General features: G+C 65.4%; 21 protein-coding genes, 1 pseudogene and 1 riboswitch. Of the genes and pseudogenes, 4 read left to right on the top strand and 18 right to left on the bottom strand.

Annotation, left to right across the window (positions count from 1 at the left end):
• Positions 1 to 3: 3 nt before the first annotated feature.
• From KUG38_RS07290 to rfbF, 4 genes are read right to left on the bottom strand one after another with little or no spacing between them, the layout of a single operon-like run.
• Positions 4 to 870 (bottom strand): NAD-dependent epimerase/dehydratase family protein, encoded by an 867-nt coding sequence (locus tag KUG38_RS07290; RefSeq protein ID WP_216920282.1) that lies wholly within the window; start codon positions 868 to 870, stop codon positions 4 to 6.
• On the bottom strand, positions 870 to 2,360 hold the full coding sequence (rfbH, locus tag KUG38_RS07285) for a lipopolysaccharide biosynthesis protein RfbH (RefSeq protein WP_216920280.1): 1,491 nt from the start codon (positions 2,358 to 2,360) through the stop codon (positions 870 to 872). Before rfbH ends, KUG38_RS07290 begins: the two co-directional genes overlap by 1 nt.
• A complete protein-coding gene (gene rfbG / locus KUG38_RS07280) occupies positions 2,357 to 3,490 on the bottom strand; it encodes a CDP-glucose 4,6-dehydratase (RefSeq protein WP_216920278.1) in 1,134 nt (377 codons plus the stop codon). The genes rfbH and rfbG overlap by 4 nt, the downstream gene beginning before the upstream one ends.
• 2 nt (positions 3,491 to 3,492) lie before the next feature.
• Positions 3,493 to 4,266, bottom strand: coding sequence for a glucose-1-phosphate cytidylyltransferase (rfbF, locus tag KUG38_RS07275; protein ID WP_216920277.1), 774 nt, complete (start codon positions 4,264 to 4,266; stop codon positions 3,493 to 3,495).
• Positions 4,267 to 4,456: 190 nt separating this feature from the next.
• Here rfbF and KUG38_RS07270 point away from each other — a divergent pair, with 190 nt between their 5' ends.
• Together KUG38_RS07270 and KUG38_RS07265 are read left to right on the top strand one after the other, a co-directional pair.
• Positions 4,457 to 5,017 carry a J domain-containing protein gene (locus KUG38_RS07270; RefSeq protein ID WP_216920275.1) on the top strand — a complete coding sequence of 187 codons (561 nt, stop codon included), beginning with the start codon at positions 4,457 to 4,459 and terminating at the stop codon, positions 5,015 to 5,017.
• A 4-nt stretch (positions 5,018 to 5,021) separates the two neighbouring features.
• Entirely contained in the window at positions 5,022 to 6,065 is a 1,044-nt protein-coding gene (locus KUG38_RS07265) for a hypothetical protein (RefSeq protein WP_216920273.1), read from the top strand.
• A gap of 124 nt (positions 6,066 to 6,189) precedes the next feature.
• Here KUG38_RS07265 and KUG38_RS07260 read toward each other — a convergent pair whose 3' ends face one another.
• The 12 genes from KUG38_RS07260 to KUG38_RS07205 all read right to left on the bottom strand — a co-directional run bounded on the left by KUG38_RS07260 (position 6,190) and on the right by KUG38_RS07205 (position 17,226).
• Entirely contained in the window at positions 6,190 to 7,377 is a 1,188-nt protein-coding gene (locus KUG38_RS07260) for a pentapeptide repeat-containing protein (RefSeq protein ID WP_216920271.1), read from the bottom strand.
• Between the two features lie 215 nt (positions 7,378 to 7,592).
• Positions 7,593 to 9,233 (bottom strand): AAA family ATPase, encoded by a 1,641-nt coding sequence (locus KUG38_RS07255; RefSeq protein ID WP_216920269.1) that lies wholly within the window; start codon positions 9,231 to 9,233, stop codon positions 7,593 to 7,595.
• 95 nt (positions 9,234 to 9,328) lie between these two features.
• On the bottom strand, positions 9,329 to 10,021 hold the full coding sequence (locus tag KUG38_RS07250; protein WP_216920267.1) for a hypothetical protein: 693 nt from the start codon (positions 10,019 to 10,021) through the stop codon (positions 9,329 to 9,331).
• 210 nt (positions 10,022 to 10,231) lie between these two features.
• The gene (locus tag KUG38_RS07245; protein ID WP_216920265.1) at positions 10,232 to 11,344 is read right to left on the bottom strand and encodes an MBL fold metallo-hydrolase; all 1,113 of its coding nucleotides are present in this window, start codon (positions 11,342 to 11,344) and stop codon (positions 10,232 to 10,234) included.
• A gap of 13 nt (positions 11,345 to 11,357) precedes the next feature.
• Positions 11,358 to 11,615 (bottom strand): hypothetical protein, encoded by a 258-nt coding sequence (locus KUG38_RS07240; protein ID WP_286195768.1) that lies wholly within the window; start codon positions 11,613 to 11,615, stop codon positions 11,358 to 11,360.
• A gap of 181 nt (positions 11,616 to 11,796) precedes the next feature.
• A complete protein-coding gene (locus tag KUG38_RS07235) occupies positions 11,797 to 12,012 on the bottom strand; it encodes a type II toxin-antitoxin system HicB family antitoxin (RefSeq protein ID WP_216920264.1) in 216 nt (71 codons plus the stop codon).
• 79 nt (positions 12,013 to 12,091) lie between these two features.
• The gene (locus tag KUG38_RS07230; RefSeq protein ID WP_216920262.1) at positions 12,092 to 12,562 is read right to left on the bottom strand and encodes a cupin domain-containing protein; all 471 of its coding nucleotides are present in this window, start codon (positions 12,560 to 12,562) and stop codon (positions 12,092 to 12,094) included.
• 7 nt (positions 12,563 to 12,569) lie between these two features.
• Positions 12,570 to 13,958, bottom strand: a complete 1,389-nt coding sequence (gene thiC, locus KUG38_RS07225; RefSeq protein WP_216920261.1) for a phosphomethylpyrimidine synthase ThiC — start codon at positions 13,956 to 13,958, stop codon at positions 12,570 to 12,572.
• Between the two features lie 44 nt (positions 13,959 to 14,002).
• A riboswitch (TPP riboswitch) is annotated at positions 14,003 to 14,119 on the bottom strand.
• Positions 14,120 to 14,270: 151 nt separating this feature from the next.
• Positions 14,271 to 14,870, bottom strand: a complete 600-nt coding sequence (locus KUG38_RS07220) for a HEAT repeat domain-containing protein (RefSeq protein WP_216920260.1) — start codon at positions 14,868 to 14,870, stop codon at positions 14,271 to 14,273.
• Positions 14,863 to 15,138: a DUF3188 domain-containing protein gene (locus KUG38_RS07215; protein ID WP_286195765.1), complete on the bottom strand. Its 276-nt coding sequence runs from the start codon at positions 15,136 to 15,138 to the stop codon at positions 14,863 to 14,865. Before KUG38_RS07215 ends, KUG38_RS07220 begins: the two co-directional genes overlap by 8 nt.
• Positions 15,135 to 16,373: an amidohydrolase gene (locus tag KUG38_RS07210; protein ID WP_286195764.1), complete on the bottom strand. Its 1,239-nt coding sequence runs from the start codon at positions 16,371 to 16,373 to the stop codon at positions 15,135 to 15,137. The genes KUG38_RS07215 and KUG38_RS07210 overlap by 4 nt, the downstream gene beginning before the upstream one ends.
• A 34-nt stretch (positions 16,374 to 16,407) precedes the next feature.
• Positions 16,408 to 17,226, bottom strand: coding sequence for a tetratricopeptide repeat protein (locus tag KUG38_RS07205; RefSeq protein ID WP_216920259.1), 819 nt, complete (start codon positions 17,224 to 17,226; stop codon positions 16,408 to 16,410).
• A 175-nt stretch (positions 17,227 to 17,401) separates the two neighbouring features.
• Between KUG38_RS07205 and KUG38_RS07200 the strand changes: the two genes are divergently transcribed.
• On the top strand, positions 17,402 to 18,982 hold the full coding sequence (locus tag KUG38_RS07200) for a glucosyltransferase domain-containing protein (RefSeq protein WP_216920258.1): 1,581 nt from the start codon (positions 17,402 to 17,404) through the stop codon (positions 18,980 to 18,982).
• 26 nt (positions 18,983 to 19,008) lie between these two features.
• On the opposite strand, the gene ruvB is transcribed toward KUG38_RS07200, so the two are convergent.
• Positions 19,009 to 20,079 (bottom strand): Holliday junction branch migration DNA helicase RuvB, encoded by a 1,071-nt coding sequence (gene ruvB, locus KUG38_RS07195; protein WP_094584295.1) that lies wholly within the window; start codon positions 20,077 to 20,079, stop codon positions 19,009 to 19,011.
• A 62-nt stretch (positions 20,080 to 20,141) separates the two neighbouring features.
• On the opposite strand from ruvB, the gene smpB reads away from it, so the two are divergent.
• On the top strand, positions 20,142 to 20,642 hold the full coding sequence (gene smpB, locus KUG38_RS07190; RefSeq protein ID WP_094584294.1) for an SsrA-binding protein SmpB: 501 nt from the start codon (positions 20,142 to 20,144) through the stop codon (positions 20,640 to 20,642).
• A gap of 9 nt (positions 20,643 to 20,651) precedes the next feature.
• On the opposite strand, the pseudogene KUG38_RS07185 reads toward smpB, so the two are convergent.
• Positions 20,652 to 21,894, bottom strand: a pseudogene (locus tag KUG38_RS07185) (serine/threonine protein kinase); the annotation flags it as partial.

Below are 21,894 nucleotides of genomic sequence, written 5' to 3'. Positions count from 1 at the left end.
GATTCAGGGCAGAGGGGACGCGGGAAGCCTCAAACCAGCCAGGTCCGGAACGTATCGCTCGATCTGATCGGGGCGGTCGGGAAGCACACCGGGGCGCAATCTACCGGTCGCCCCCAGGTGGCTCCACTCCGCCTCGGCGAAGGCCAGCAGGCTGGTGGCGACGCCCGAGCCGATGTTGGCCACCAGGGGGCGGCCCGGGGCCACATCGGGGCGCGTGCAGGCCTCCAGCAGGTGGGCCGCCACGGCGGCGACAGGCACGAAATCGCTGACCTGGCGGCCGGAGGTCATGGGGAAGTCCTCCCCGGCCAGGGCGGCGCGCCGCAGGGAGGGCCAGAAGTTGCCCGCGAACTGGCCCTCGCCGTAGGCGGTGAAGATGCGGCCGTAGAAGAGCTCCAGGTGCCGCTGGATGGCGAAGGTGCGCAGCAGCTGGAAGGCCGCCGCCTTGCTGGCCCCGTAGGCGCTCAGGGGCTCCAGGGGGGCATCGGGGGGGATGGCCGCAAAACGGCGGGCGGCGTTGCCGTACTCGTGGCTGGTGCCGGTGACGACGCAGCGGCGCACCCCCGCCTCCGCCGCCAGCTCCAGCAGCCGCAGGCTGCCGGCCACGTTGGCCTGCACCAGCTCGGCCCAGGGCACCTGCTTCGGGCTGACACCCGCCGAGGCCAGGTGCAGCACCACCTCCACCCCCTCCAGCGCGGAGGCCGGTAAGGTGAGCAGGTCGCCCTCGCACCACTGGGGCTGGCGCGGCAGGGGGATCACCGGGGCAGAGGCGGGGCTGCGGCGCAGGGCCCGCACCTGGTGCCCCGCCGCCAGGGCCGCCGCCAGCACGTGGGAGCCGATGAAGCCGGTGCCGCCGGTGAGGAACAGCCGCATCAGGCCTGGCAGAAGGCCCGGATCACGTCGATCTCCTTGGCCAGCATCGGCGCCGTGAGGCCCGGGTAGGTGCCGAGGAAGAGGGTGTCGACCATGATCGCGTCGGCGCCGGCCAGATCGCCCACCACCCGCAGGGCGTCGGGGCGATCGGCGCGCAGCTGCACAAAGGCCGGCTGGCGCACCAGGTTGCCGCCGAAGAGCATGCGGTTGCCGATGCGATGGGCATCCAGCTCCCGGGCCAGGTCGGTGCGGCGGAAGGGGGCGTCGGGCTTGACGGCGATCTTGAAACCGAACCAGGAGCAGTCGGTGCGACAGCCGCTGGCATCCCAGGAGAAGCCGGTCTGCGGATCCCAGCCGGTGGCATGGGTGGGCAAGGAGAACTCCAGCACGTGCTCGGTGGCCACCAGGCCTTCGCGCAGGGTCTGCCAGTTGCGCTTGCGGGCCTCGATGAACTCGGGCAGGCGGCGCAGCTGCACCCGGCCGATGGCGGCCTGGGGATCGAGGGGTTTGAGGTTGAAGCCGAGGTGGCTGTAGATGTACTTGTGGTCGTAGCCGGCGGGCAGCTCGCCCAGCTGCCAGTCGAAGCGCTTGCCGCAGGTGTCGTCCTTGCCGGAGGGGCACCAGCAGTCGCGGCCCCAGTCGCGGAAGCTCTCGGCCACCACCTTGAGCTTCTGGTCGCGGACGATGTTGACGGCGCCGCCCTCGCCCATGGTGAGGTGGTGGGGCGGGTAGAAGCTCTGGGTGCTGATGTCGCCCCAGGTGCCGGTCCAGCGGATGACGCGGTCGGGGCCCTCATCGAGGCCGGGGCTGTTGTCGGAGAAGCCGAGGGATTCGGCCAGCTCCCGGGGCATGGAATAGGAGCACCCCAATGCGTCGCAGTTGTCTTCGACGAGATAGAGGTCGTGGGCGCGGCAGAAGCGCAGCACAGCCGCCAGGTCGAAGGGGTTGCCCAGGGCGTGGGCCATCATCACGGCCTTGGTGACGCCGGGGGTGAAGGCGGCTTCCAGCTGGTCGCAGCGGGCGTTGCCGGTGATCGGGTCGGCGTCGATGAACACCGGCACCGCACCCACCTGCAGGATCGGCGCCACGGTGGTGGGGAAGCCGGCGGCCACGGTGATCACCTCATCGCCGGGGCGCAGGCGCCGCTCGGCGGGCAGGCGGTGGGAGGTGAGGGCCGAGATGGCCACCAGATTCGCTGAGGAGCCGGAATTGACCAGCAGGCTGTGGCGCACCCCGAGGAAGGCGGCCAGCTCGCTCTCCATGGCGGCGCCTTCGGTGCCGAGGGTGAGCCAGAAGTCGAGGGTGGTGCCCACGGCGGCTTCGACTTCGTCTTCGGTGAAGACGCGGCCGGCGTAGGGGATGGTCTGGCCGTCGGCGTGGGGGGTGCGCTCCGGGTCATCGCCGGGGCGGAAGCCGGCGTGGGCGCGGCGGGCGTAGACGCGGGTGAGCCGGAGGATCTCCTGCTTGAGCTGGTCGAGGTCGGCGGTCATGGGGTGGATCGGCCCGGCGGGCAGCAGGCGAGATAGGCGGTGAGGTCGTCGAGGCAGCAGGACACGGGGTCGTCGCCGGCTTCGATCACGCGGCGATACCACTGAAGCGTGCGGGCGGTGGTGGTCGCGAAATCCCAGCGGGGCGACCAGCCGAGGCGGTGGTGGGCCTTGTCCACCACCAAGTTCAACAGACCCGCCTCGTGGGGGGCCGTGGGATCGGAGGCATCGATCCAGGTGCCGGGCCAGTGGTGCAGGGCCTGCTCCACCAGCTCCTGCACGGGCCGGTTGGCCTCCAGCTGGGGCCCGAAGTTGAAGGCTTCGGCCATCGCGAGGCCATCGGACGGCTCGGCGAGGGCCTCGGCCAGGGCCAGGTAGCCGCCGAGGGGTTCGAGCACGTGCTGCCAGGGGCGGGTGGCGCCGGGGTTGCGCAGGGTGATGGGCTCACCGGCGCGCAGGGAGCGGACGGTGTCGGGAATGATGCGGTCGGCGGCCCAGTCGCCGCCGCCGATGACGTTGCCGGCCCGGGCACTGGCCAGGCGCAGGTGGGGCGACTGGTGGGGCAGGGGGCCGCAGTAGCTGGCGCGCCAGGAGCTGATCGCCAGCTCGGCGGCGGCCTTGCTGCTGCTGTAGGGGTCGTGGCCGCCGAGGGGATCGTTCTCCCGGTAGCCGTAGAGCCATTCGTTGTTGCGGTACACCTTGTCGGTGGTGATCAGCACCGCGGCGCAGGGCTGGGCCAGGGGCCGCAGGGCCTCGATCAGGTGGATGGTGCCCAGCACGTTGGTTTCCCAGGTGAGCACCGGCTCGGCGTAGCTGCGCCGCACCAGGGGCTGGGCCGCCAGGTGCAGCACCACCTCCGGCTGGACGGCGGCCACCAGCGCGCTGAGGGCGGCCGGATCACGCAGGTCGCCCACGTGGTGATCGAGGCGGCCGGCCAGGCCCAGCTGGTCGAACAGGGAGGGTTCGGTGTCGGGCGCCAGGGCAAAGCCGGTGACGCGGGCCCCCAGCTCGCAGAGCCAAAGGGCCAGCCAGCTGCCCTTGAAGCCGGTGTGGCCGGTGAGCAGCACCCGTTTGCCCTGCCAGAAGGCGGGATCGGGCTGCTGCCAGGCCCGCCGGGGGGAGGTGCTGGCCATGGTCAGCTCCAGATCTTCCAGGGGGCGCGGCCCTGCTGCCAGAGGTCTTCGAGGCGCTGGCGGTCGCGCAGGGTGTCCATGGGCTGCCAGAAGCCGCGGTGCTTGAAGGAGTTGAGCTGACCCTTGGTGGCCAGGGCCTTGAGGGGGGCCTGCTCCCAGATGCACTGGTCGCCGTCGATCAGGTCGATCACGGGGGGCTCGAGCACGAAGAAACCACCGTTGATCCAGGCATTGTCGCCGTCGGGCTTCTCCTCGAAATCGGTGACCACATCGCCATCGAGGTGCAGGGCGCCGTAGCGGCCGGGGGGCTGGACGGCGGTGAGGGTGGCCTGCAGGCCCTGGCGCTGGTGGTGGGCGATCAGGGCGGTGATGTCCACATCGGCGACCCCGTCGCCGTAGGTGAAACAGAAGGACTCGTCGTCGGGGAGGTAGCTGCGCACCCGGGCCAGACGGCCGCCGGTGAGGGTGGCATCGCCGGTGTCGACCAGGGTGACCTTCCAGGGTTCGGCCTTCTGGCGGTGCACTTCCATATGGTTGAGATCCATATGGAAGGTGACATCACTGGTGTGCAGGAAATAGTTGGCGAAGTATTCCTTGATCACATAACCCTTGTAGCCACAACAGATGATGAAATCGTTGATGCCGTGGTGGCTGTAGATCTTGAGGATGTGCCACAGGATCGGCTTGCCGCCGATCTCCACCATCGGCTTGGGCCGCAGGTGGGTCTCCTCGGCGAGTCGGGTACCCAGTCCACCGGCCAGGATGACGGCTTTCATCAGGCTGCAACGGGCCAGGCAGGCGGCGGCAACCTAGCAAAGGCACTCCTTAGCACCGAACCCAGACAGACCGGGCGTTCTGGTGGCTGCCGCAGGGTCAGGCAGACAGGCGAAACACGACAGTTTCCTAAGCCCCCAGGCAACCCCACAGGCCACTGGCCAGGATGAAAATCGTTTCCACCACTGGCCTGTGGCCGCCCGAAGCAAAAAGCTGACGCTGACGGAGGTCAGGGGGCTGATCCAGGCGCTCCTGGCACAGCCGGAACTAAGCGAGGCCGACCTGCTGACCTTCGCGCAGACGATCAACGGGGCAGCGTTCAAGGATCCGCCGCCGCCGAAGCCCAAGCCCCCCACCGCCACCGAGATCAAGAACAAGGTGCTGGCCCACTTCAGGTGCAAGACCGTCACCCAGCTGCGGAAGGACAAGAACTTCCAGCTCTCGATGACGGGCGAAGAGGTGGCGCTGAAGACCAAGGACGACTGGCTGGTCCTCTACCGGCGCTTCATCGGCATTCCGGCCAACGAGCGGAACCTGGAGGACGGACCCACCGTGATCAATGGCATCGACGTGCTGCAGCACTTCCGGCCCTGGGTGGTGTTCGGCCTCGACCCGAAGACCGCCACGGCGGATGAGGTGCGCGAGGCGTTCCGGCGCCTGATCCAGGTGCACCACCCCGACCACGGCGGCGATCCCCGCGTGGCGGAACGCCTGCAGACGATGAAGGACTCGATCCTTGCCCTGATGCCCTGAAACGATGCGCGACCTTTTGACGGCCAAGGAAACGGCCAGGATTCTCGGAAAACGGATCGACAGCCTCTACAACATCGTCGACGCGTTCGATGCCAAGGGCGACGACGAATGGGAACTCGTGGAGGGCGAGCACTTCGAGTACGCCGGCCCCGCGGTGGCCGGCGCCAATGGTCGACGCCCCCGGCGCTTCAGCGAGGAGGGCGTGGAGGCGCTGGCCCGCTACATCGAAGCCACCGAGAAAACGGGCTTGCTTGGCAAGATCCGCGAACGACTGTTCAACGTGAAGCAGAAGCGCAAGCAGCTGCTGGTGTCGCGGCGGATCACCCAGGAGTTCATCGAGGCCGGCGGCACCCTGGAGATCCGGGGCGATCTGGCCTTCGTGAGCCGGAAAACCACGGTGGGGATCCTGCAGACAAACTACCTGGGACTGAACAACTCCTGGAACCGGCTGCGCATCGCTGGCACCGAAGAAGGAGAAGAGGCCTTGGAGCTCAACAAGGACTTCCTGGAGAGCGAGGAGCGGCAGCTGCTGATCAGCCAGCGGGGCATCGCCCGCGTCGCCCGCGACATGCGGGTGAACAGCCGGATAACTAAGACGCGCCAGGCCTGGATCGAAGCGGTGGGCGATGTCGTGGAAGCCTGCTTCAACTCCGAGATCCGCTACCTCACCGAAGGCGTGGACCGGGCCATCAAGCGTGCCAAGTCGGCCGCCGGCCATCGCTGCGAGATCACCGGCAAGAAGGCAGAGGTGTACAAGAAGATCGACCTGGACGGGCACCATCTGTTTGACCGCCGCAGCCGCCCGGATCTGGCCGACCTGCCGGAGAACATCCTGGTGCTGACGCCCGATCTGCATCGGGAATTCCACGGCTGGAAAAGTGGTCCCTGCAGTCCCAAGGACGTGCTGGTGTTCATCGAAACCGCCCGGGGGGATCTGTTTGATCCGGTGAACTCCCACCACATGAAACGGCTACGAGCGCTGACGCACCGGTTGCAGCGGTTCCAGAGCGAGCGGGAGGGGCAGAAGGTTAGGTATCACCAAAGGTGAAGTTCGAGAACGCCTGACTGACGCACCATTCACGAATATCTATCATTCTTCCAACATCCCGGTGGCATGCAATTACCATCCGGCCAAAAGCATGGCTTATCAGCAAGACGACAAACTAAGCTCCCTAATATCTTTGAGACACTTTCTGACCTAAGATATACAGAAAGCTGCCGAGAGCCAAATAGCCTAGGATTACCTCAGCCATCACAATGACTCTACCAAGATCGTCACGTGGCGTTATGTTTCCGTAACCAGTAAACATCAATACGCTAAAATAGAAGCTTTCCAAGGGCGAGCCCGAAAAATTTGTATAATGACATGAGAAGGCTACGTATAATCCCGCAAAGATTATGTTTGCGATCACAGCAAAGCTCAAGAGAACGGCCGGCGATCTCCAGTACTTCGTCAAAGTGATTGATAGAAGAAGAGAGACTCGCTCAATAAGAGGAAGCTCATCAAAACCATCAATTTTTCCAAGAAGAGACTGTGACCAGTTAATATATTCAGCTTGATATTTCAATAAAGGGTCGCTTACTCCGCGAACGTCTACCAATTGAAATCTCGTCCACTTTCTGCGGTTCCTTGCCGGATGTCTCTTCAGCACCAGCACATCTAGCAGATACACGATAAGCCCAAAGTAACTGATCTCTATGATTCGCATCGGGGAACCAACGACTTCATCGCTTAGAGCAACTGCATTTATGAAGGCCCCTCTAAATGAAGCCCCGCCAAGAGCAGTACCTCCACCATGGCGTACTGCTACAAATCTTGAATCATCAAGGTTTGCCGATACAAAGTTACAATTGACAAGGTCAACTTGTTGAATGTTTGCACCAATGAATGATGCACTACTGAAGTTAAGCCCAATCAATGCAGAGTCTGACACACGGACTCCATCTAGAGGAATGCCCCTCAGATCATGCCAACCTTCAATTTGGCTTGTTTTAAAAGAGTTTACTAGAGTTTTGATAGTGCATTCACGTTCATCAAAATGAAACACGAAGCCATTAAGATCTATCTTCGCCAATTCGATGAATCGACCATAATCACCGCGCTGGTACTTCCTCGAACGCTCTAAGCGTGCTTGCTCCTGCAAATGCTCTATATGTTCCTTGAGGGCGTTTACGCGAGTCTCACCCATTGCCGATCTCCACCTCACCTGTAAGTCAAAGATCTGACTATGATAAGGGAATCTCTGGTTGACAATTCTTGCCAGCTCTTCATGATTAGAGAACCAATAGTCTGAGATGTTTTCTCGCTCATTGTACCCGTTCCTTGTGAGAAGCCTTACCACTTTATGGTACTCGACCATCTTAAAACAGCTCCTTGCATAAGTTGGCCAAAGTCCGGTCAAGCTGCATAAGAAACAATTGGTATAAAATGATTTTAGACAAGATTCGAGAGCTCAGGCGGCCAACAGCAAGGTGACTCCTAGATCAGCGGCATTCAGCCATGTGCCGACTTTACATTATGCCGAACTGCTTCCGGCTGCACATCCGCCGCAGCGACTTCTTGGCCTCGGATGAGCTATTCCAATGGCATACCGTGGCGCATTGGATCAGAAGTCCAATTGGCGACGGCCTCAATGAAGCCCCAAACATCACCTGATTCCGGGCGGACATAATCCACTTCGTTAGGATCAGAACGCATTCGCTCGAAGATCGTCGTGAGCCACACGTCCTTGGCAGCAGCGACACGAAGAGATTGTAGCCAAGACTCAACTTCACCGATCGGCACAACGAAAACCCCATAGGCACGAAGTTGCTCCATTAGCGACTCAAAGGACTCACGATCAGCGCCTTGGAGTTGCCTGACACCACCAGCCTTCATATCTAGACCCAGCTCCTTGAAGCGAGCCTCTATGTTACCGCGAAGTATTGTAAGCGAATGGACAAGGGCGCTCGGCACAAAGCAAGCACCAAGAAGATCGCGAAGGTCGGTGCCTTTGATTATATCGACATCGACTACTGCGGCTGCTGGAATACCCATCTCCCGCAGAGGCTGCACAATGCGACGGATTGTCTGTTTGTTTTGCGCATTGAGGAATACGCCATCCGTTACCGCAGGCTTCTTCGCAGCAACTAGGCGGGTGTTAATTTCTTCGTAGAAGGCCCTATCCCGATCAGCTTCACATACAACCGCACTTGCATGGAAAAGTGCGTTCAGAACACCCGTTGAACGAAGAAGTGGATCACGCATCAGCGTGGACAGTCGACTGTCCGGGAGCAGCCGTGCGGTAGCACTTCCTTGGTTATAGGTAAGGCGAATAATATTCGTCCGCGTCCCGGATTCGATGCAGCCCATCAGGAAGTGAGCGCTATGCGTCGACGCGAACACGTTTGCTTTGCGCTCAGTTGCCAGTGCGGCCATAGTTCCACCAAGCTTTCGCGCCAACGGTGGGTGAAGAAACGCCTCAGGCTCATCAACAAGTATGATGCGATAGTCTGCGCTGATAAGCGCGCTGACAAGCCCGGTGAACGCTTTCACTCCATCGCTTGCTTCCGCAATATCGGTGGCCGCTGCATGGAAATTGCGGGAACGCTGATCTACAGCCTGTTCCTCAGTGGGATCGGCTGGAGCTCGGAGCGACATCCGTATTCGGAAGGTGCCCAAGTTTGTCGGGTCGATGACGAAATATAATCCGATCGCATCGTGAGTGATCTCACGTACCCTAGCGCGGGCCACATCATTTACAAACAGGGCCGCGAGATGGTTTTGTGGAGCGAGCTGCAAGTCACCTGCTTGGCGCGGCTCCGTAAGTGCGAATCGCGTTCGGCCGTCTAGCGCAATCGTATAGAGCGAGACGAACTGCTCGAATACACCTGGCCAGGGATCGAATCTCGCAGGTAAGGAGGAAGCACTCTGCTTTTCCCAAGCACCTTGGATGTTCTGGAGAAGATGGGGAACGTTGACATCAAATTGCGACACACTGCCCGAACTTGGAATGGTGCGAATTAGCCGCACATGGTTCTCCTGGAGGTACTGCCCTGGAGGCAATGCAGCTTCTCGAGAACGTACGAGTACGGCTGCTGACTCAGGATCGGGGTATGCGATTTCTAGGTGTTCAACAATTTTGCTTCTGGCAGGTTTGCCGTGTTCCGCATACTGCTGAATCTCGCGGAGTACCAAACTCTTTCCGGAGTTGTTCGGCCCAACGAACACCGTCATCCTGAGCGGATCAACACTCAGTTCTGACAAAGTCCCATTGGATCCGAACTTCAAGGTAACAGTATTGAGCATGAGAATCAGGGAGTGTTTGCGGGCTAACGCCTGAGCTCAAGCGATAGTACCAATTGTGAAGCGCTTGATGCTGTCGCTTGAGCAAGTAGATAGATCTCGCTCGCCGCGTCCAGATGGCGGAGCATAAACAAGTACTGATTGGCGATGAGATTAAAAGCGAAGTCTATGTCAAGTTCTTTAAAGCTCGGATTGGAGTCGCCGAGCGCCGCTACGATGATGCTGATCAAGCTCTTCCTGTGCGTGTCGAAGCTGGCAATACGGTAAATGGCATAGAGCGGCTCGAGTCGATTACCTTGATCGATACGCACCTGAGTGATCATGCTTCTTACATCTAGACAACCCTGGATTTGGCTCCATCCTTGGCCAGGCGGCGCGAGAGAACAATTGACGACCGAGTTTTCATAGTTGAACTTGCAATAGTCTCGCTTGAATAACGTTACGAGATTTCCATGCCGTGACGGACGACTAGAGCGTTCATCAAGGATGTAAACCAACCAGAAAAAGCCTTCGATGAGCGAGCTGGCAAAACAATTAGAGATATAGCGCTCATCAACGCATGCATTGCCAACCATCCCTCTTTCTTTAAGCGTTCCGGCAATCGAGAGAAATCCCAGGGCTTCTCGCCCAAGAAATCCGATAGACCCGGGCTCTCTGCCTAGATCCGCGAAACCGTGAAGCTCGCTCTTCAGCAACTGGAACTGGTCGGTGACGGTCATGATGAGGTCTAACTTGTTCTTCAACGGTTATGCGAACCACCCCCATCCGGCAGGCCCATGCCAGAGAAGTCAAGCTTGTGCAAAGAAAACAGTCTCTACAACGGGTGAGCTCGGTGACACTTTATTCAAGAACCCCAATCCCAGCCGCGATTAACGAGTCCGTGAACCACCTGTGTCCTCGGCTACAGAAGACCACAATGGTGTGATTCCTCAGGGATGCTCCAACGGCAGCCCCTGCGCCTTCCAGGCCCGCAGGCCGCCGCGCAGGTTGGCCACCTGTGTGAGCCCCTTCTTCTGCAACTGTTGGGTGGCCAGGGCGGAGCGGCTGCCGGAGTGGCAAAGCACCACCGTGGGTCGATCGGTTGGTATCTCGCCGGCCCGGATCTGCAACTCGGGCAGGGGAATCAGCAGGCTGCCCCGGATGCGGCCGTCCGGGCCCTGCACCTCCGCTTCGGAACGCACGTCCACCAGCGTCAGGGCCTCGCGATGGTCGGCCACCCAGTCGGCTGTCAGTTCCGGCAGGCCGGCATAGCTGCGTTCGATCGGGGCCCAGTCGTCCGCCTCATCCAGACCACCGTCAGCGGGCCGGCCGGAGCGCAGGTTGGCCGGCAGGGCCACGGAGATCCGGTTGGGGTGGGGGAGATGCAGGTTCTCCATGTAGCCCACGAAGTCGCGCTCATCGGCCTCGCCCCCGAGCCGGGCGTTGTAGGCCTTCTCCTCGGCCACCGAACTCACCGCCCGGCCGCTGTAATCGTGGGCCGGGTAGAGCAGGCAGTGGTCGGGCAGGGAGAGGAGCTGCTCGGTGATCGAGTGGTACAGGGTGGCGGCATCCCCCTGCTGAAAGTCACAGCGGCCGCAGCCCCGCACCAGCAGGGCATCGCCGGTGAAGGCCACGCTGTGGTCATCGAGCACCACGCTGAGGCAACCATCGGTGTGGCCTGGGGTGGCGCGCACCTCCAGGTGGCGGCCGCCGAAGCTCACCCGATCCCCATGGCGCAGGGGCAGGGTCACGTTCTCGGCCCCGGCGACGGCGGCCAGGGCGATGGCGCAGCCGGTGGCCCGGTGCAGTCGCCAGCTGCCGGTCACGTGGTCGGCGTGCACGTGGGTGTCGAGGCTGGCGACCAGCTGGATGCCCAGCTCCCGGATCAGGGAGAGATCACGGGGGTGCTGCTCGTACACCGAATCGATCAGCACCCCCTGCCGGGAGGCCACATCCGCCAGCAGGTAGGTGAAGGTGCTGGTCTCGGCGTCAAACAGCTGCCGCAGCAGCAGCGGCGCACCGCCGGCGGCGGCCACCAGGGCGAAGGGAGCGTTGGAAGCCATCGCGTCTGGGGCGTTAGCCCTTGAGCTTGGGGCGGCCTTCCGCCAGCACGCCCTGCAGGTAGGCGCCCACGAACATTCCGGTCAGGCCGATCAACATCGGCTTCACCTCGTGGGAGAAGTGCCGCCCCTGAAGCGTGGTCTGGCGCAGCCGCGGGGCCAGCCGGAAGCCGATGGTGTTGACCGTCAGGGCCGCCGCCATCACCAGGAGCAGGCCGAGGAACAGCCCCCCGTACAGATAGGACGTGACGCGATTGGGAAGTGGGAAGCCCAATCGATGCGGTCAACAACGACGCTTGGACCATAAATCCATCGGTTTGGGCATGCAACTCAAGGGTCGGGCCAGGCTGGCAATGGCCTGTTCAGACGGCGCAACAGATCGTTGAGTTTCTCAATCAAAAGGGCCGTATTCCAGCCATGGAACGGATGCCTACAAAAGGCCGGGCCCCAAAGATTCATTGGAATGAACCGGCACAACCGTCGTTCTTCCGTCTGGGTGTCTCAAGGGCAGAGCCTGCAACTTCAAGGCAGAGCTCAATGGCCTCCTTGACTCGCTCCATCAATTGATCCAGGGATCGGGCCTGCGTATGGCAACCGGGCAGTGCCGGTACGGTCGCCACATAGAAACCTTCTGAATCTCTTTCTAGGACGACATCAAACTGTCTGGACATTGAAGACACCTCCTCAGTTCAAGCTAGCTGCTTTGCCTCTGCCCTCACCCTGGCTGACAAGCCGACCAGACCCTCTCGGTCAGACGGAGTCAAAAGCCTTGATCACTGGCAGCGCCGCCGGAAACACCTCTCCCAGCGCCCCCAAATCCATGCGCTCCACCCGCTCCGGATCCACCCGCCCCCACACACTGGTGCCCAGCAGCGCGTAACCGAAGGCGCCACCCGGAGCCACCCGTCCGGCATGAAACGTGCCACCGGCAATCGCCAGCTGGGGCCGCTCCCCCGCCGCCAGGTCACTGCCCACCCGATGCCGTGAGGCCACGCCATCGGCGGACACCAGCAGCCCCTCCAGTGGATCCCCCAGGTAGTGGTGATACACCTGATCCTGGGCGATGCGATGCAGCTGGATGCCCCGCTCCGGGCTGGCCAGGAAGTAGAGGGCACCGCCAGGGATTGCTCCGGCCGTGTAGCTCTGGGCCACCAGGCCGCAGGTGCGGTGGGGCTCCAGGCCCAGGAGAGTGATCACCTCCTGGGCCGTTGGCTGTGCCACCCCCAACTCAGACCCCCAGCGGTTCCCCCTGGGCCTTCTTCTGCTCGGCCAGCACCTGCTCGAGACCCTCGATGTCCTCGTCGGTGATCTTGGTCTGCATCGGGCAGTGCTTGGGGCCGCACATCGAGCAGAACTCGGCCTGCTTGTAGATGTCGGCCGGCAGGGTTTCGTCGTGGTACTCGCGGGCCCGCTCCGGATCCAGGCTCAGGTCGAACTGCTTGTTCCAGTCGAAGGCATAGCGGGCGCGGCTCAGCTCGTCGTCGCGGTCGCGGGCGCCGGGGCGGTGGCGGGCGATGTCGGCGGCGTGGGCGGCGATCTTGTAAGCGATCAGGCCTTCGCGCACGTCTTCGGCGTTGGGCAGGCCCAGGTGTTCCTTCGGCGTCACGTAGCAGAGCATCGCCGTGCCGTGCCAGCCGGCCAGGGCCGCGCCGATGGCGCTGGTGATGTGGTCGTAGCCGGGGGCGATGTCGGTGACTAGCGGGCCGAGCACATAGAAGGGCGCCTCGCTGCACTCCTCCATCTGCTTCTTGACGTTGAACTCGATCTGGTCCATCGGCACATGGCCCGGACCCTCCACCATCACCTGCACGTCGTGCTTCCAGGCGCGGCGGGTGAGCTCACCCAGGGTCTTCAGTTCCGCCAGCTGGGCCGCATCGGAGGCATCGTGCTGGCAGCCAGGGCGCAGGGAATCCCCCAGGGAGAAGCTGCAGTCGTAGCGCTTGAAGATCTCGCAGATGTCGTCGAAGCGGGTGAACAGCGGGTTCTGGCGATGGTGGTACAGCATCCACTGGGCCAGGATGCCGCCGCCGCGGCTCACGATCCCGGTGAGGCGGCCCTTCACCTTGGGCAGGTGCTCGATCAGCAGGCCGGCATGGATCGTCTGGTAGTCGACGCCCTGCTGGCAGTGCTTCTCAATCACATGCAGGAAGTCGTCCTCATCGAGCTTCTCGATCATCCCGTGCACGCTCTCCAGCGCCTGGTACACGGGCACCGTGCCGATCGGCACCGTGGAGGCGTTGATGATCGCTGTCCGGACCTCATCGAGGTTCACACCGCCGGTGGAGAGGTCCATCACGGTGTCGGCGCCGTACTTCACAGCCAGCTTCAGCTTGGCCACCTCCTCATCGAGGTCGGAGGCATTGGGGGAGGCGCCGATGTTGGCGTTGACCTTGCACTTGCTGGCGATGCCGATCGCCATCGGCTCCAGGCCAGGGTGCTCGATGTTGGCGGGGATGATCATGCGGCCCCGGGCCACCTCCTCCATCACCAGCGACTCGGGCAGGTTTTCCCGCTTGGCCACGTAGGCCATCTCCTCGGTGATCACCCCCTGGCGGGCGTAATGCAGCTGGGTGACGTTGGCTTGACCACGACGCTTCTGGATCCAGGCGCTGCGCATGACGGGCTCCGGCAAAGGGCGGGGGCGCGGCCTGAGATTGGTTTCACGATCCTGTTCCACTTCCCTGCGCCGGCATGACCCGTATCAGGTTCGGAGGGTGTGATCTCAGCCCTGGGCGAAGCGATCGGTGGATCCTGCGCCGGGCACCCCTAGTGACGCTCGAAACCTAGCAAGGCTGGACGGGGGTGGGGTCAAGGCCAGAAGGGGGCAGGGGTCCGCAACAACGTTTCACGGTTCTGTACAGGCTGTACAGGTCACGGAATCGACGCGCCGCCCCATCTCCGGGCCCACGAACCCCCGCAGTCGCAGGCTTCAGGCCTGCAGGCCGTCCAGGGCGATGGCCGTGACGCGATGGTCGCCGTCGCCCTGCAGCGCCGCCAGGGCCTCGCGGGCCTGGGCCGCCTCCGGCCCCCGGCCCTCACGCACCAGGCGCCCCAGGATCTCGGCCCCACCGGCCCGCACCGTGCCGTCGCCATCGGTCACCGCCTCCCGGGCCAGCTCCAGCAGCCAGGCCGCCGGCATCGCCTCCTGCTCCGCCAGGGCCGAGAGGATGCTGCAGCGCACCAGCCACTGGTCGTCGGCCACGAACGCATCCCGCAGCAGGGGCCAGGCCCTCTCCACCCCGTAGCTGGCCAGGGCGTTGGCGGCCTCGGCGCGCACATTGGCGTCCTCGTCCTGGCGCACCGCCGTCTCCAGGGCCGCCCAGCCGGCCTCGCTGCGCTTCACCCCCAGCCCGGCGCAGGCCAATGAACGGATCACGAAGGTGGTCTGCTCCAGCCCCAGCAGCAGCAGCGGAATCGCCGCCTCCGGCTCCACCCCCCGCAGCCCCGCCAGGGCCGGCATCGCCCGGCTTGGATCGCCCGAGGTGATCGCCTGGCGTGCCGCTTCCAGATCGGGGGTGGACTCACTCACGGGGATCAGGGCGGGGATCCTTCACCTTGGCGCAGCTCGCCGCCGGCCGGGGGGCCTGGCGCAGGGCCCGCAGCAGCTCGGCCCGGCGCCGCCGCCGGCGGATCCAGCTGGTGGTGAGCAGGCCGGAGCCGATCACCAGGGCGGGCACGGCCGGCAGCTTGTCGGCCCCCTGGCGGGTGAACAGCACCAGCAGGGCCAGCAGGATCAGCAGCGGCGAGGAGAGCGCCAGCAGTGCCGCCCGGAAGCGGGAGGGCCGACGGCCGCTCAAACCGGCTGCTCCATCCAGCGCAGCAGGCTGAGGGTGAGCACCTTGATGCCCACCTCCAGGCAGCCCTCGTCGGGATCGAAGCTGTTGCTGTGCAGGGGCGTGCAGCCCCCGGGCCCGGCCACCCCCAGGCGGAACATGGTGCCGCGGGTGCCCTCCAGCAGCTGGGCGAAGTCCTCGGCCCCCAGGGACGGCTGCTCCAGCCACTGGACCCGGGAGCGGCCCAGCAGGCCCACGGCCGTGTCGGCCACCAGCTGGGTGAGCTCCGGATCGTTGTGCACCGGCGGCGAGATGCAGCGGTAATGCACCCGGGCCTCGCCGCCGTGGCCCTGGCAGAGGGCATGCACCGTGTCCTCGATCCAGCCCGGCAGCTGGGCGTGCACCTCCAGATCCAGGCAGCGCACCGTGCCCAGCAGCCGCACGTGGTCGGCGATGACGTTGAAGGCCTTGCCCCCCTCGATCAGCCCGAAGCTCACCACCACAGGATGGAGCGGGTCGAGCCGTCGGCTGATCGCCTCCTGCAGCCCGCTCACCACCCGGGCGGCGATCCAGATCGCATCGGTGCTCTGGTGCGGGCGGGCGCCGTGGCCCCCTTCCCCCAGCACCTCCACCTCCAGCTCCCCCGCCGCGGCCGTGAGGCTGCCGCTGCGCACCCCCACCGTGCCCACCTCCAGGCTCGGGAACACGTGCACCCCGAACAGGGCCTGCACCCCCTCCATCGCCCCATCGGCCCGCATCCAGGCGGCCCCCTCCGCCGTCTCCTCCGCCGGCTGGAACAGCAGCCGCACCCGGGCCGTGAGCCGGTCGGCCACGCCGGCCAGCAGCCGCGCCACCCCCAGGCCCACGGTGGTGTGGATGTCGTGGCCGCAGGCATGCATCAGGCCCTGGCGGCTGGAGGCGTAGGGCAGCTCGGTGCGCTCCTCGATCGGCAGGGCGTCCATGTCGGCCCGCAGGGCCACCAGCGGCGCCCCCACCGGCCCCAGTTCGGCCACCACCCCGGTGCGGCCCACCCCTTCGCGCACCTCCCAGCCCCAGCGCCGCAGCTCACCGGCCACCAGGGCGGCGGTCTGCTGTTCGTGGCCGCTCAGCTCGGGGTGGCGGTGAATGTGGCGGCGGATCTGGATCAGCTCCGGCAGCAGCGACTGCAGGGTGTCCTCCAGTCCCAGGGCGTCCCAGGCCCCATCCCCCCCTTCGACGGGCCCGCCGGGTGAGAAGGGGGGAAAGGACAAGGGGGTCATGGGCGGAGGGGGAGGCCGAGGGGGCGAAACCGGTTCAGGAGGCCAGGGCCAGGAACTGGGCCAGAGCCTGCACGGGCACGGGCGGCCAGCGCCGTATCTGCAGCAGCCATTCTTCCTGCCGGTAGCGGGGATCGAGGCCGGAGGCCGCGGCCCAGTGGCTCTCGGCCTCGCCCCGGGCCCCCCGCTGCCACAGCAGCGCCGTGAGGCCGGCGCGGGCATCGGCGAACAGCGGGTAACGGCGGATCAGGTCGCGCAGCTGCTTCTCAGCCACCGGGATGTCCCCCAGCTGGAAGGCGGCCAGGGCGGCGCTGGAGCGGGCCATGGCGAAGCCCGGCCGGGCGGCGGCCGCCGCCTCGAAGCACTGGCGGGCCGCCGGCCAGTCACCCCGGGAGCCCTCCACGTTGCCCAGGTTGTAAAGGGCGGAGGCATCCTCCGGATTGCGCTCCAGGATCCAGGCGTAGTCGGCCGCCGCCTCCGGCCAGAGGCCCAGGGCCTCCTCGGCGGTGCCGCGGTTGAGGTGGGGGTCGGCGCTGGCGGGCTCCAGCTCGATGGCCCGGTCCTGGTCGGCGATCGCCGCCCGGGCATCCCCCAGGGCCAGCTGCACGTTGCCGCGGTTGCTCCAGGCCGAGGCGTCCTCGGGCGCCAGATCCACCACCCGGTCCCACAGGGGCAGGGCCTCGCCGAAGTGCCCCTCGCGGCTGGCGGCCAGGGCCTGCTCGAACAGGGCCGGCAAAGACAGCGACGGTGAGGACAGCGCCGCCTCGTCTGAATCGGCTCGCACGGCGGGCGGCCAGGCCAGGAGCCCTACAAGAAACAGAAGAACAAGAGCCCTGAAAGGGTTGACCGACGTCATGATCAGTATCCGCTCCCGCCGACGGACCGCCCTGCCATGACGCAGCCATCCAAGTAGAGCGGAAAGACCCTGACCCAGCTTCGGAATGGGACTGGGTCTCCCAGCGCTGTGCTGTGTGCCATGCCCCGACAGTAACGGCGGGTGATCATGGATGGCGTTGTGGATGCACGATGCCATGGACAACAGCCTGCTCAGCTCGATTGAAAGGATGCCGCGCAAGACGGGGCTTTCCAGCGGGGCAATCGGCGTGCTGTTGGGAATCACCATCCTCTGCCTAGGAGGCTTCCTTTTTTCCTACACGGTATCGATTGACGATGAGTTGACTCTCATCGACAGGAACCAATCGATTCTCTTTCACTTCCAGATCGGCAGATTCATGCTTGGACTTCTCCGCAGAGGCGCCTGGCAGAGCACCCACCCCTTCATCGCCTATGCCTCCCTGGCCGTGGCCTATGTGACCTCTTACGTCCTGCTGCTCGGCATCCACAACCTGCGGCATTCCTGGAGGACGACACTGCCGTTCGTGATCTTCATCGGCTTCCCGACGAACTGGCTCTTGCAGGAGTTTCCTGTCACGGCATTTTCGCTTGCCTTTGGACTGGTGCTCGCACCCATGGCCGCCATCGAGACCCTGCGTGTCCACGCCGGAGACTCGAGCAGCAGGGCGCGCTTCTGGCGCCTCTCACTGGTCACGATCGCGCTTCTGGTGGTGATGATCGGCTTTTTTCAATCCTTTGTTCTCCTGTACCTCTCGATCGGTGTGGGCTGTGTCCTGCTGAACGGAGACGGGGAGGCCCAGACGGAAGCCAGGGCAAGGCTCAAGGCCTTGCCGTACTTCTTTTGCTACGGGGCAATCGCCATCCTGCTGCATCGGTTGATCTTCAAGCTGAGCCTGCTGATCCAGGGCCTAGAGCCCACCCACCTCGACCAATACACGCGCAACACCCTCGGCCTGCTTCGATTCAAGCCACTTGACTACTTGTTTGGTCATGTCCTTCAGATCATCCGCTCCTACGCTCACCCGGCCTACTCCTACGGACCGGATCTCTGGGCTCTGCCGATCCTGATCGCAGGATCAATCATCACCTATGGGTTCGCGACGCGCCGATCACAGCCATGGTCTCCGCTCACGCAGGGTGGCCTGGTCGTTCTGCTGCTGCTCTCACCGTTTCTGCTGAATATCCTGTCAACACCCAACAGGCTTCCCCTCCGGTCTTACGTCTCCTTTCCCTATGTCATCTGGGTATTCGCCATGCTCTGGCTGATCCACGCCAGGAGTCTCAGGCGCGGAGCTGTTCTGGCAGCAGCCCTAGTGACAGGCCTGCTTTCCTTCCAGTGCCTCAATGCCGTATCGGAGTATTCCTTTGCCCGGAATTACAACTCCAGAGCGGACCTGGTCACCGCCTCTTCCCTTGCCTCCGCCATGCTGAACAGGCCGGAATTCAGTGGAAAGGGCCCCCTGAAGCTTGTCGTTCAGGGCCAGCTCAACCGACCACTATTGTCACGTTCCGCCTGGTACTCGACGGCGAACGGATCTTTTTTCAACTGGGACGGCGGCAACCCAGCGCGCATCGTGGCTTACCTCCGAACCCTTGGCGTCGCCAACCTCACAGTGAGCGATGCGGCCGCGCACGCCAGCGTCAGCGACCAATTCCGGACGATGCGACCCTGGCCCGACCCCCAGTCCCTGCGGCTGCAGGGGGATGTACTGCTGCTGAAGCTGTCGGACGATTCGAAGCCTCAGAAAGGCCGCTGACCCGCCCGGCGGGCCTGCGCGCCGCCTCATGCCGCCACCGCGGACGCACCATCGAGGTGGGCGCGGCCGGCGGGGGTGACGATCCGGCCCCGGGGGGTGCGCTGCAGGAAGCCCAGCTGCAGCAGGTAGGGCTCCACCACTGCTTCCAGGGTGGCGGGGTCCTCCCCGAGCCCCGCCGCCAGGGTTTCGAGCCCCACCGGCCCGCCGCCGTAGGCCTCGAGCATCAGGCTCAGCAGGCGCCGGTCGCTGGCATCGAGGCCGCGGCCGTCCACCCGGTGCAGGGAGAGGGCCTCCTCCACCAGCGCCGCATCGATCTGGCCGTGGCCCCCCACCGCCGCCACGTCCCGCACCCGGCGCAGCAGCCGGTTGGCGATGCGGGGCGTGCCCCGGCAGCGGCGGGCCACCTCCTGGGCGGCGCAGGGCTGCAGGGCCAGCTGCAGCAGGCCGGCGGCCCGCACCACGATCGCCTCGAGGTCATCGAGGCCGTAGAACTCCAGCCGCTGGATCAGGCCGAAGCGATCCCGCAGCGGCGAGCTCAGCGAGCCGGCGCGGGTGGTGGCCCCCACCAGGGTGAACGGGGCCACCTCCAGGCTGCGGGTGCGGGCCGTGGTGCCCTTGCCGACGGTGAGGTCGAGGCGGAAGTCCTCCATGGCGGGGTAAAGGATCTCCTCGGCCACCCGGTTGAGCCGGTGGATCTCATCGATGAACAGCACCTCGCGGGGCTGCAGGTTCACCAGCAGACCGACGATGTCGCGGGGGCGCTCCAGGGCCGGGGCGCTGGTGATCCGGCAGCGCACCCCCAGCTCCTCGGCCAGCACCAGGGCCATGGTGGTCTTGCCGAGGCCGGGGGGGCCGTAGAGCAGCACGTGGTCGAGGGCCTCCTGGCGGCGGCGGGTGGCCTCCACGGCGATGCGCAGCACCTGCTTCAGCTCGCTCTGGCCGATGTAGTCATCCAGCCGGCGGGGCCGCAGGCCGTCCTCCCGCACGGGGGGCTCCTCGACGGCGGCGGTGGGGTCCACGAGCCGCTCCGGAGCCGCCCCGGACCGTGGCCCCCGGGGAGCGGGTGCGGCCGTTCCTCCCGAAGAGATGATCGCCATGGTTGGAGGGTACCGGCTGCTGCCTAGGGTCGGGGAGCACCCAGGTGATCAGGAACGCGGCGATGGCGAAGGGGCCCGGCAGGAAGGGTGGTGGCGCCAAGGGTGCCGACCCGGCCAACCGGCTGCTGGCCGACAACCGCCTGGCCAGACACCAGTACGAGATTCTCGAAACCCTCGAGACCGGCGTCGAACTGCTCGGCACCGAGGTGAAGTCGATCCGGGCCGGCCAGGTGAACCTGCGCGACGGCTTCTGCCTGATCCGCAACGGCGAGATGCAGCTCCACAACGTCCACATCTCCCCCCACAGCCACGCCGGCAAGTTCTTCAACCACGAGCCCCTGCGGGTGCGCAAACTGCTCGCCCACCGCCGCGAGATCGACAAGCTGCGCGTGGCCCTCGATCAGAAGGGCCTCACCCTGATCCCGCTGAACCTGCACCTCAAGGGCTCCTGGATCAAGATCACCATCGGCCTGGGCAAGGGCCGCAAGCTGCACGACAAGCGCGCCGACGAGAAGAACAAGCAGATCGCCAAGGAGACCCGGGCCGCCGTCGCCCGTCTCTGAACTCCGGCCTCAGTTGCTGGGCGGTGCGGGGGGCGCCGGTGGGGTCGCGGGGGCCGGTGCCGCCGGGGCGGCCGGTGCCGGGTTGGCCCCGGGGGTGGCGGGAGCGGGCGTGGCCGGCGTGTCCTGGGGCTCCTCGGGGGCCGGGGGGGCGTCCGGCGCCGGCGGCGGTGTGGGGGCCGGCGGATCGGCCCGCAGCGACAGGCGGATCAGGGCCGGGGCGACGCCGTCGTTGGTGAGCAGCAGCTGCACCGGCGAGCTCTTCTGGGAGTCGAGGGTGACCACCCGCAGCGGCCCCCTCGGCTCCAGCAGGGTGCCCCCGGCCGAGTAGACGCTCATCTGCAGCAGCGGCGAGCCGCTGACGCCGAGGGCGAGGCCGTGGCCGGCGGGCAGGCGGATCGGGAACAGGCGCGCCCCGCTGGCGGGCACCTCGGCCGACAGCACCTGGGGGTTGCCGGAGGGGGCCTCGATCGGCTCGATCCTGAGGTTCTCCAGCATCATTTCGGCGGCCGCGTACCAGATCTGGCGGAAGGGTTCCGGCGGCATCGCCTGGGAGGCGCGGCTCGGCAGCAGGTTCTGGACGCTGGCCGACACCAGCTCCCGCAGCACCGCCGGGCTCAGCCCCTGGCCCACGAAGCCACCCTGCCGCTGCTCCCAGTCGCTGGCGCTGAAGTTGCCCAGCCGGCGCCGCAGGGGCAGGGGCAACTGCTCCACCCGGGCCAGCCATTCCTCGGCCAGTTCGTTCCACACCCGCCGCAGCGGCGCGTCCTCCAGGGAGTCGGAGGGGAGGCGGCCGTTGCGCTCGGGGTACTGGGCCAGCAGGGCCGCATCCACCAGGCTCAGGAACCAGGCCCGGTCCACCTGCATGGCCCGCAGGCGGTTGAGCAGCTGCTGCCGCTGATCCACCTCCGAGGGGGGCAGGCTGCTGGGCAGCTCGCTCTGCCCCCCGGGCACCGGGGCGGCCACCTTGCCGCGGCTCAGCCACCACCAGCCCACCGCCGTCCCCACGACCGCCGAGAGCACCAGGGCGATCAGCACCGGCCAGAAGCCCCCCTCGGCCTCCTCCTCCCGTTCCTCATGGCGGCGCCGCACGCTGTCACTGACGGCCACGGCCGCCGGCGGCGGCGGGGTGGCGGCCGTGCGCAGCGGCAGCTGGGGCTCCGCCCGCTCCACGGCAGGCCGGCGGGGCGTTGCCGCGACATCTGCCGCGACATCCGCCGCGATGGCGGCCGCGATCGCCGCCTCGGCGGCGGCC

It is taken from the genome of Synechococcus sp. CCAP 1479/9, assembly GCF_019038535.1.
Classification (GTDB): Bacteria; Cyanobacteriota; Cyanobacteriia; order PCC-6307; family Cyanobiaceae; genus Cyanobium.
This window is presented reverse-complemented; position numbering and strand designations above follow the sequence as displayed.

Bases quoted from the DNA above. Each gene is read 5' to 3' on its own strand.
- KUG38_RS07290 (WP_216920282.1), bottom strand. From the start codon at position 870: ATGCGGCTGTTCCTCACCGGCGGCACCGGCTTCATCGGCTCCCACGTG.
- rfbH (WP_216920280.1), bottom strand. From the start codon at position 2,360: ATGACCGCCGACCTCGACCAGCTCAAGCAGGAGATCCTCCGGCTCACC.
- rfbG (WP_216920278.1), bottom strand. From the start codon at position 3,490: ATGGCCAGCACCTCCCCCCGGCGGGCCTGGCAGCAGCCCGATCCCGCC.
- rfbF (WP_216920277.1), bottom strand. From the start codon at position 4,266: ATGAAAGCCGTCATCCTGGCCGGTGGACTGGGTACCCGACTCGCCGAG.
- KUG38_RS07265 (WP_216920273.1), top strand. From the start codon at position 5,022: ATGCGCGACCTTTTGACGGCCAAGGAAACGGCCAGGATTCTCGGAAAA.
- KUG38_RS07260 (WP_216920271.1), bottom strand. From the start codon at position 7,377: ATGGTCGAGTACCATAAAGTGGTAAGGCTTCTCACAAGGAACGGGTAC.
- KUG38_RS07255 (WP_216920269.1), bottom strand. From the start codon at position 9,233: ATGACGGTGTTCGTTGGGCCGAACAACTCCGGAAAGAGTTTGGTACTC.
- KUG38_RS07250 (WP_216920267.1), bottom strand. From the start codon at position 10,021: ATGACCGTCACCGACCAGTTCCAGTTGCTGAAGAGCGAGCTTCACGGT.
- KUG38_RS07245 (WP_216920265.1), bottom strand. From the start codon at position 11,344: ATGGCTTCCAACGCTCCCTTCGCCCTGGTGGCCGCCGCCGGCGGTGCG.
- KUG38_RS07235 (WP_216920264.1), bottom strand. From the start codon at position 12,012: ATGTCCAGACAGTTTGATGTCGTCCTAGAAAGAGATTCAGAAGGTTTC.
- thiC (WP_216920261.1), bottom strand. From the start codon at position 13,958: ATGCGCAGCGCCTGGATCCAGAAGCGTCGTGGTCAAGCCAACGTCACC.
- KUG38_RS07210 (WP_286195764.1), bottom strand. From the start codon at position 16,373: ATGACCCCCTTGTCCTTTCCCCCCTTCTCACCCGGCGGGCCCGTCGAA.
- KUG38_RS07205 (WP_216920259.1), bottom strand. From the start codon at position 17,226: ATGACGTCGGTCAACCCTTTCAGGGCTCTTGTTCTTCTGTTTCTTGTA.
- KUG38_RS07200 (WP_216920258.1), top strand. From the start codon at position 17,402: ATGGACAACAGCCTGCTCAGCTCGATTGAAAGGATGCCGCGCAAGACG.
- ruvB (WP_094584295.1), bottom strand. From the start codon at position 20,079: ATGGCGATCATCTCTTCGGGAGGAACGGCCGCACCCGCTCCCCGGGGG.
- smpB (WP_094584294.1), top strand. From the start codon at position 20,142: ATGGCGAAGGGGCCCGGCAGGAAGGGTGGTGGCGCCAAGGGTGCCGAC.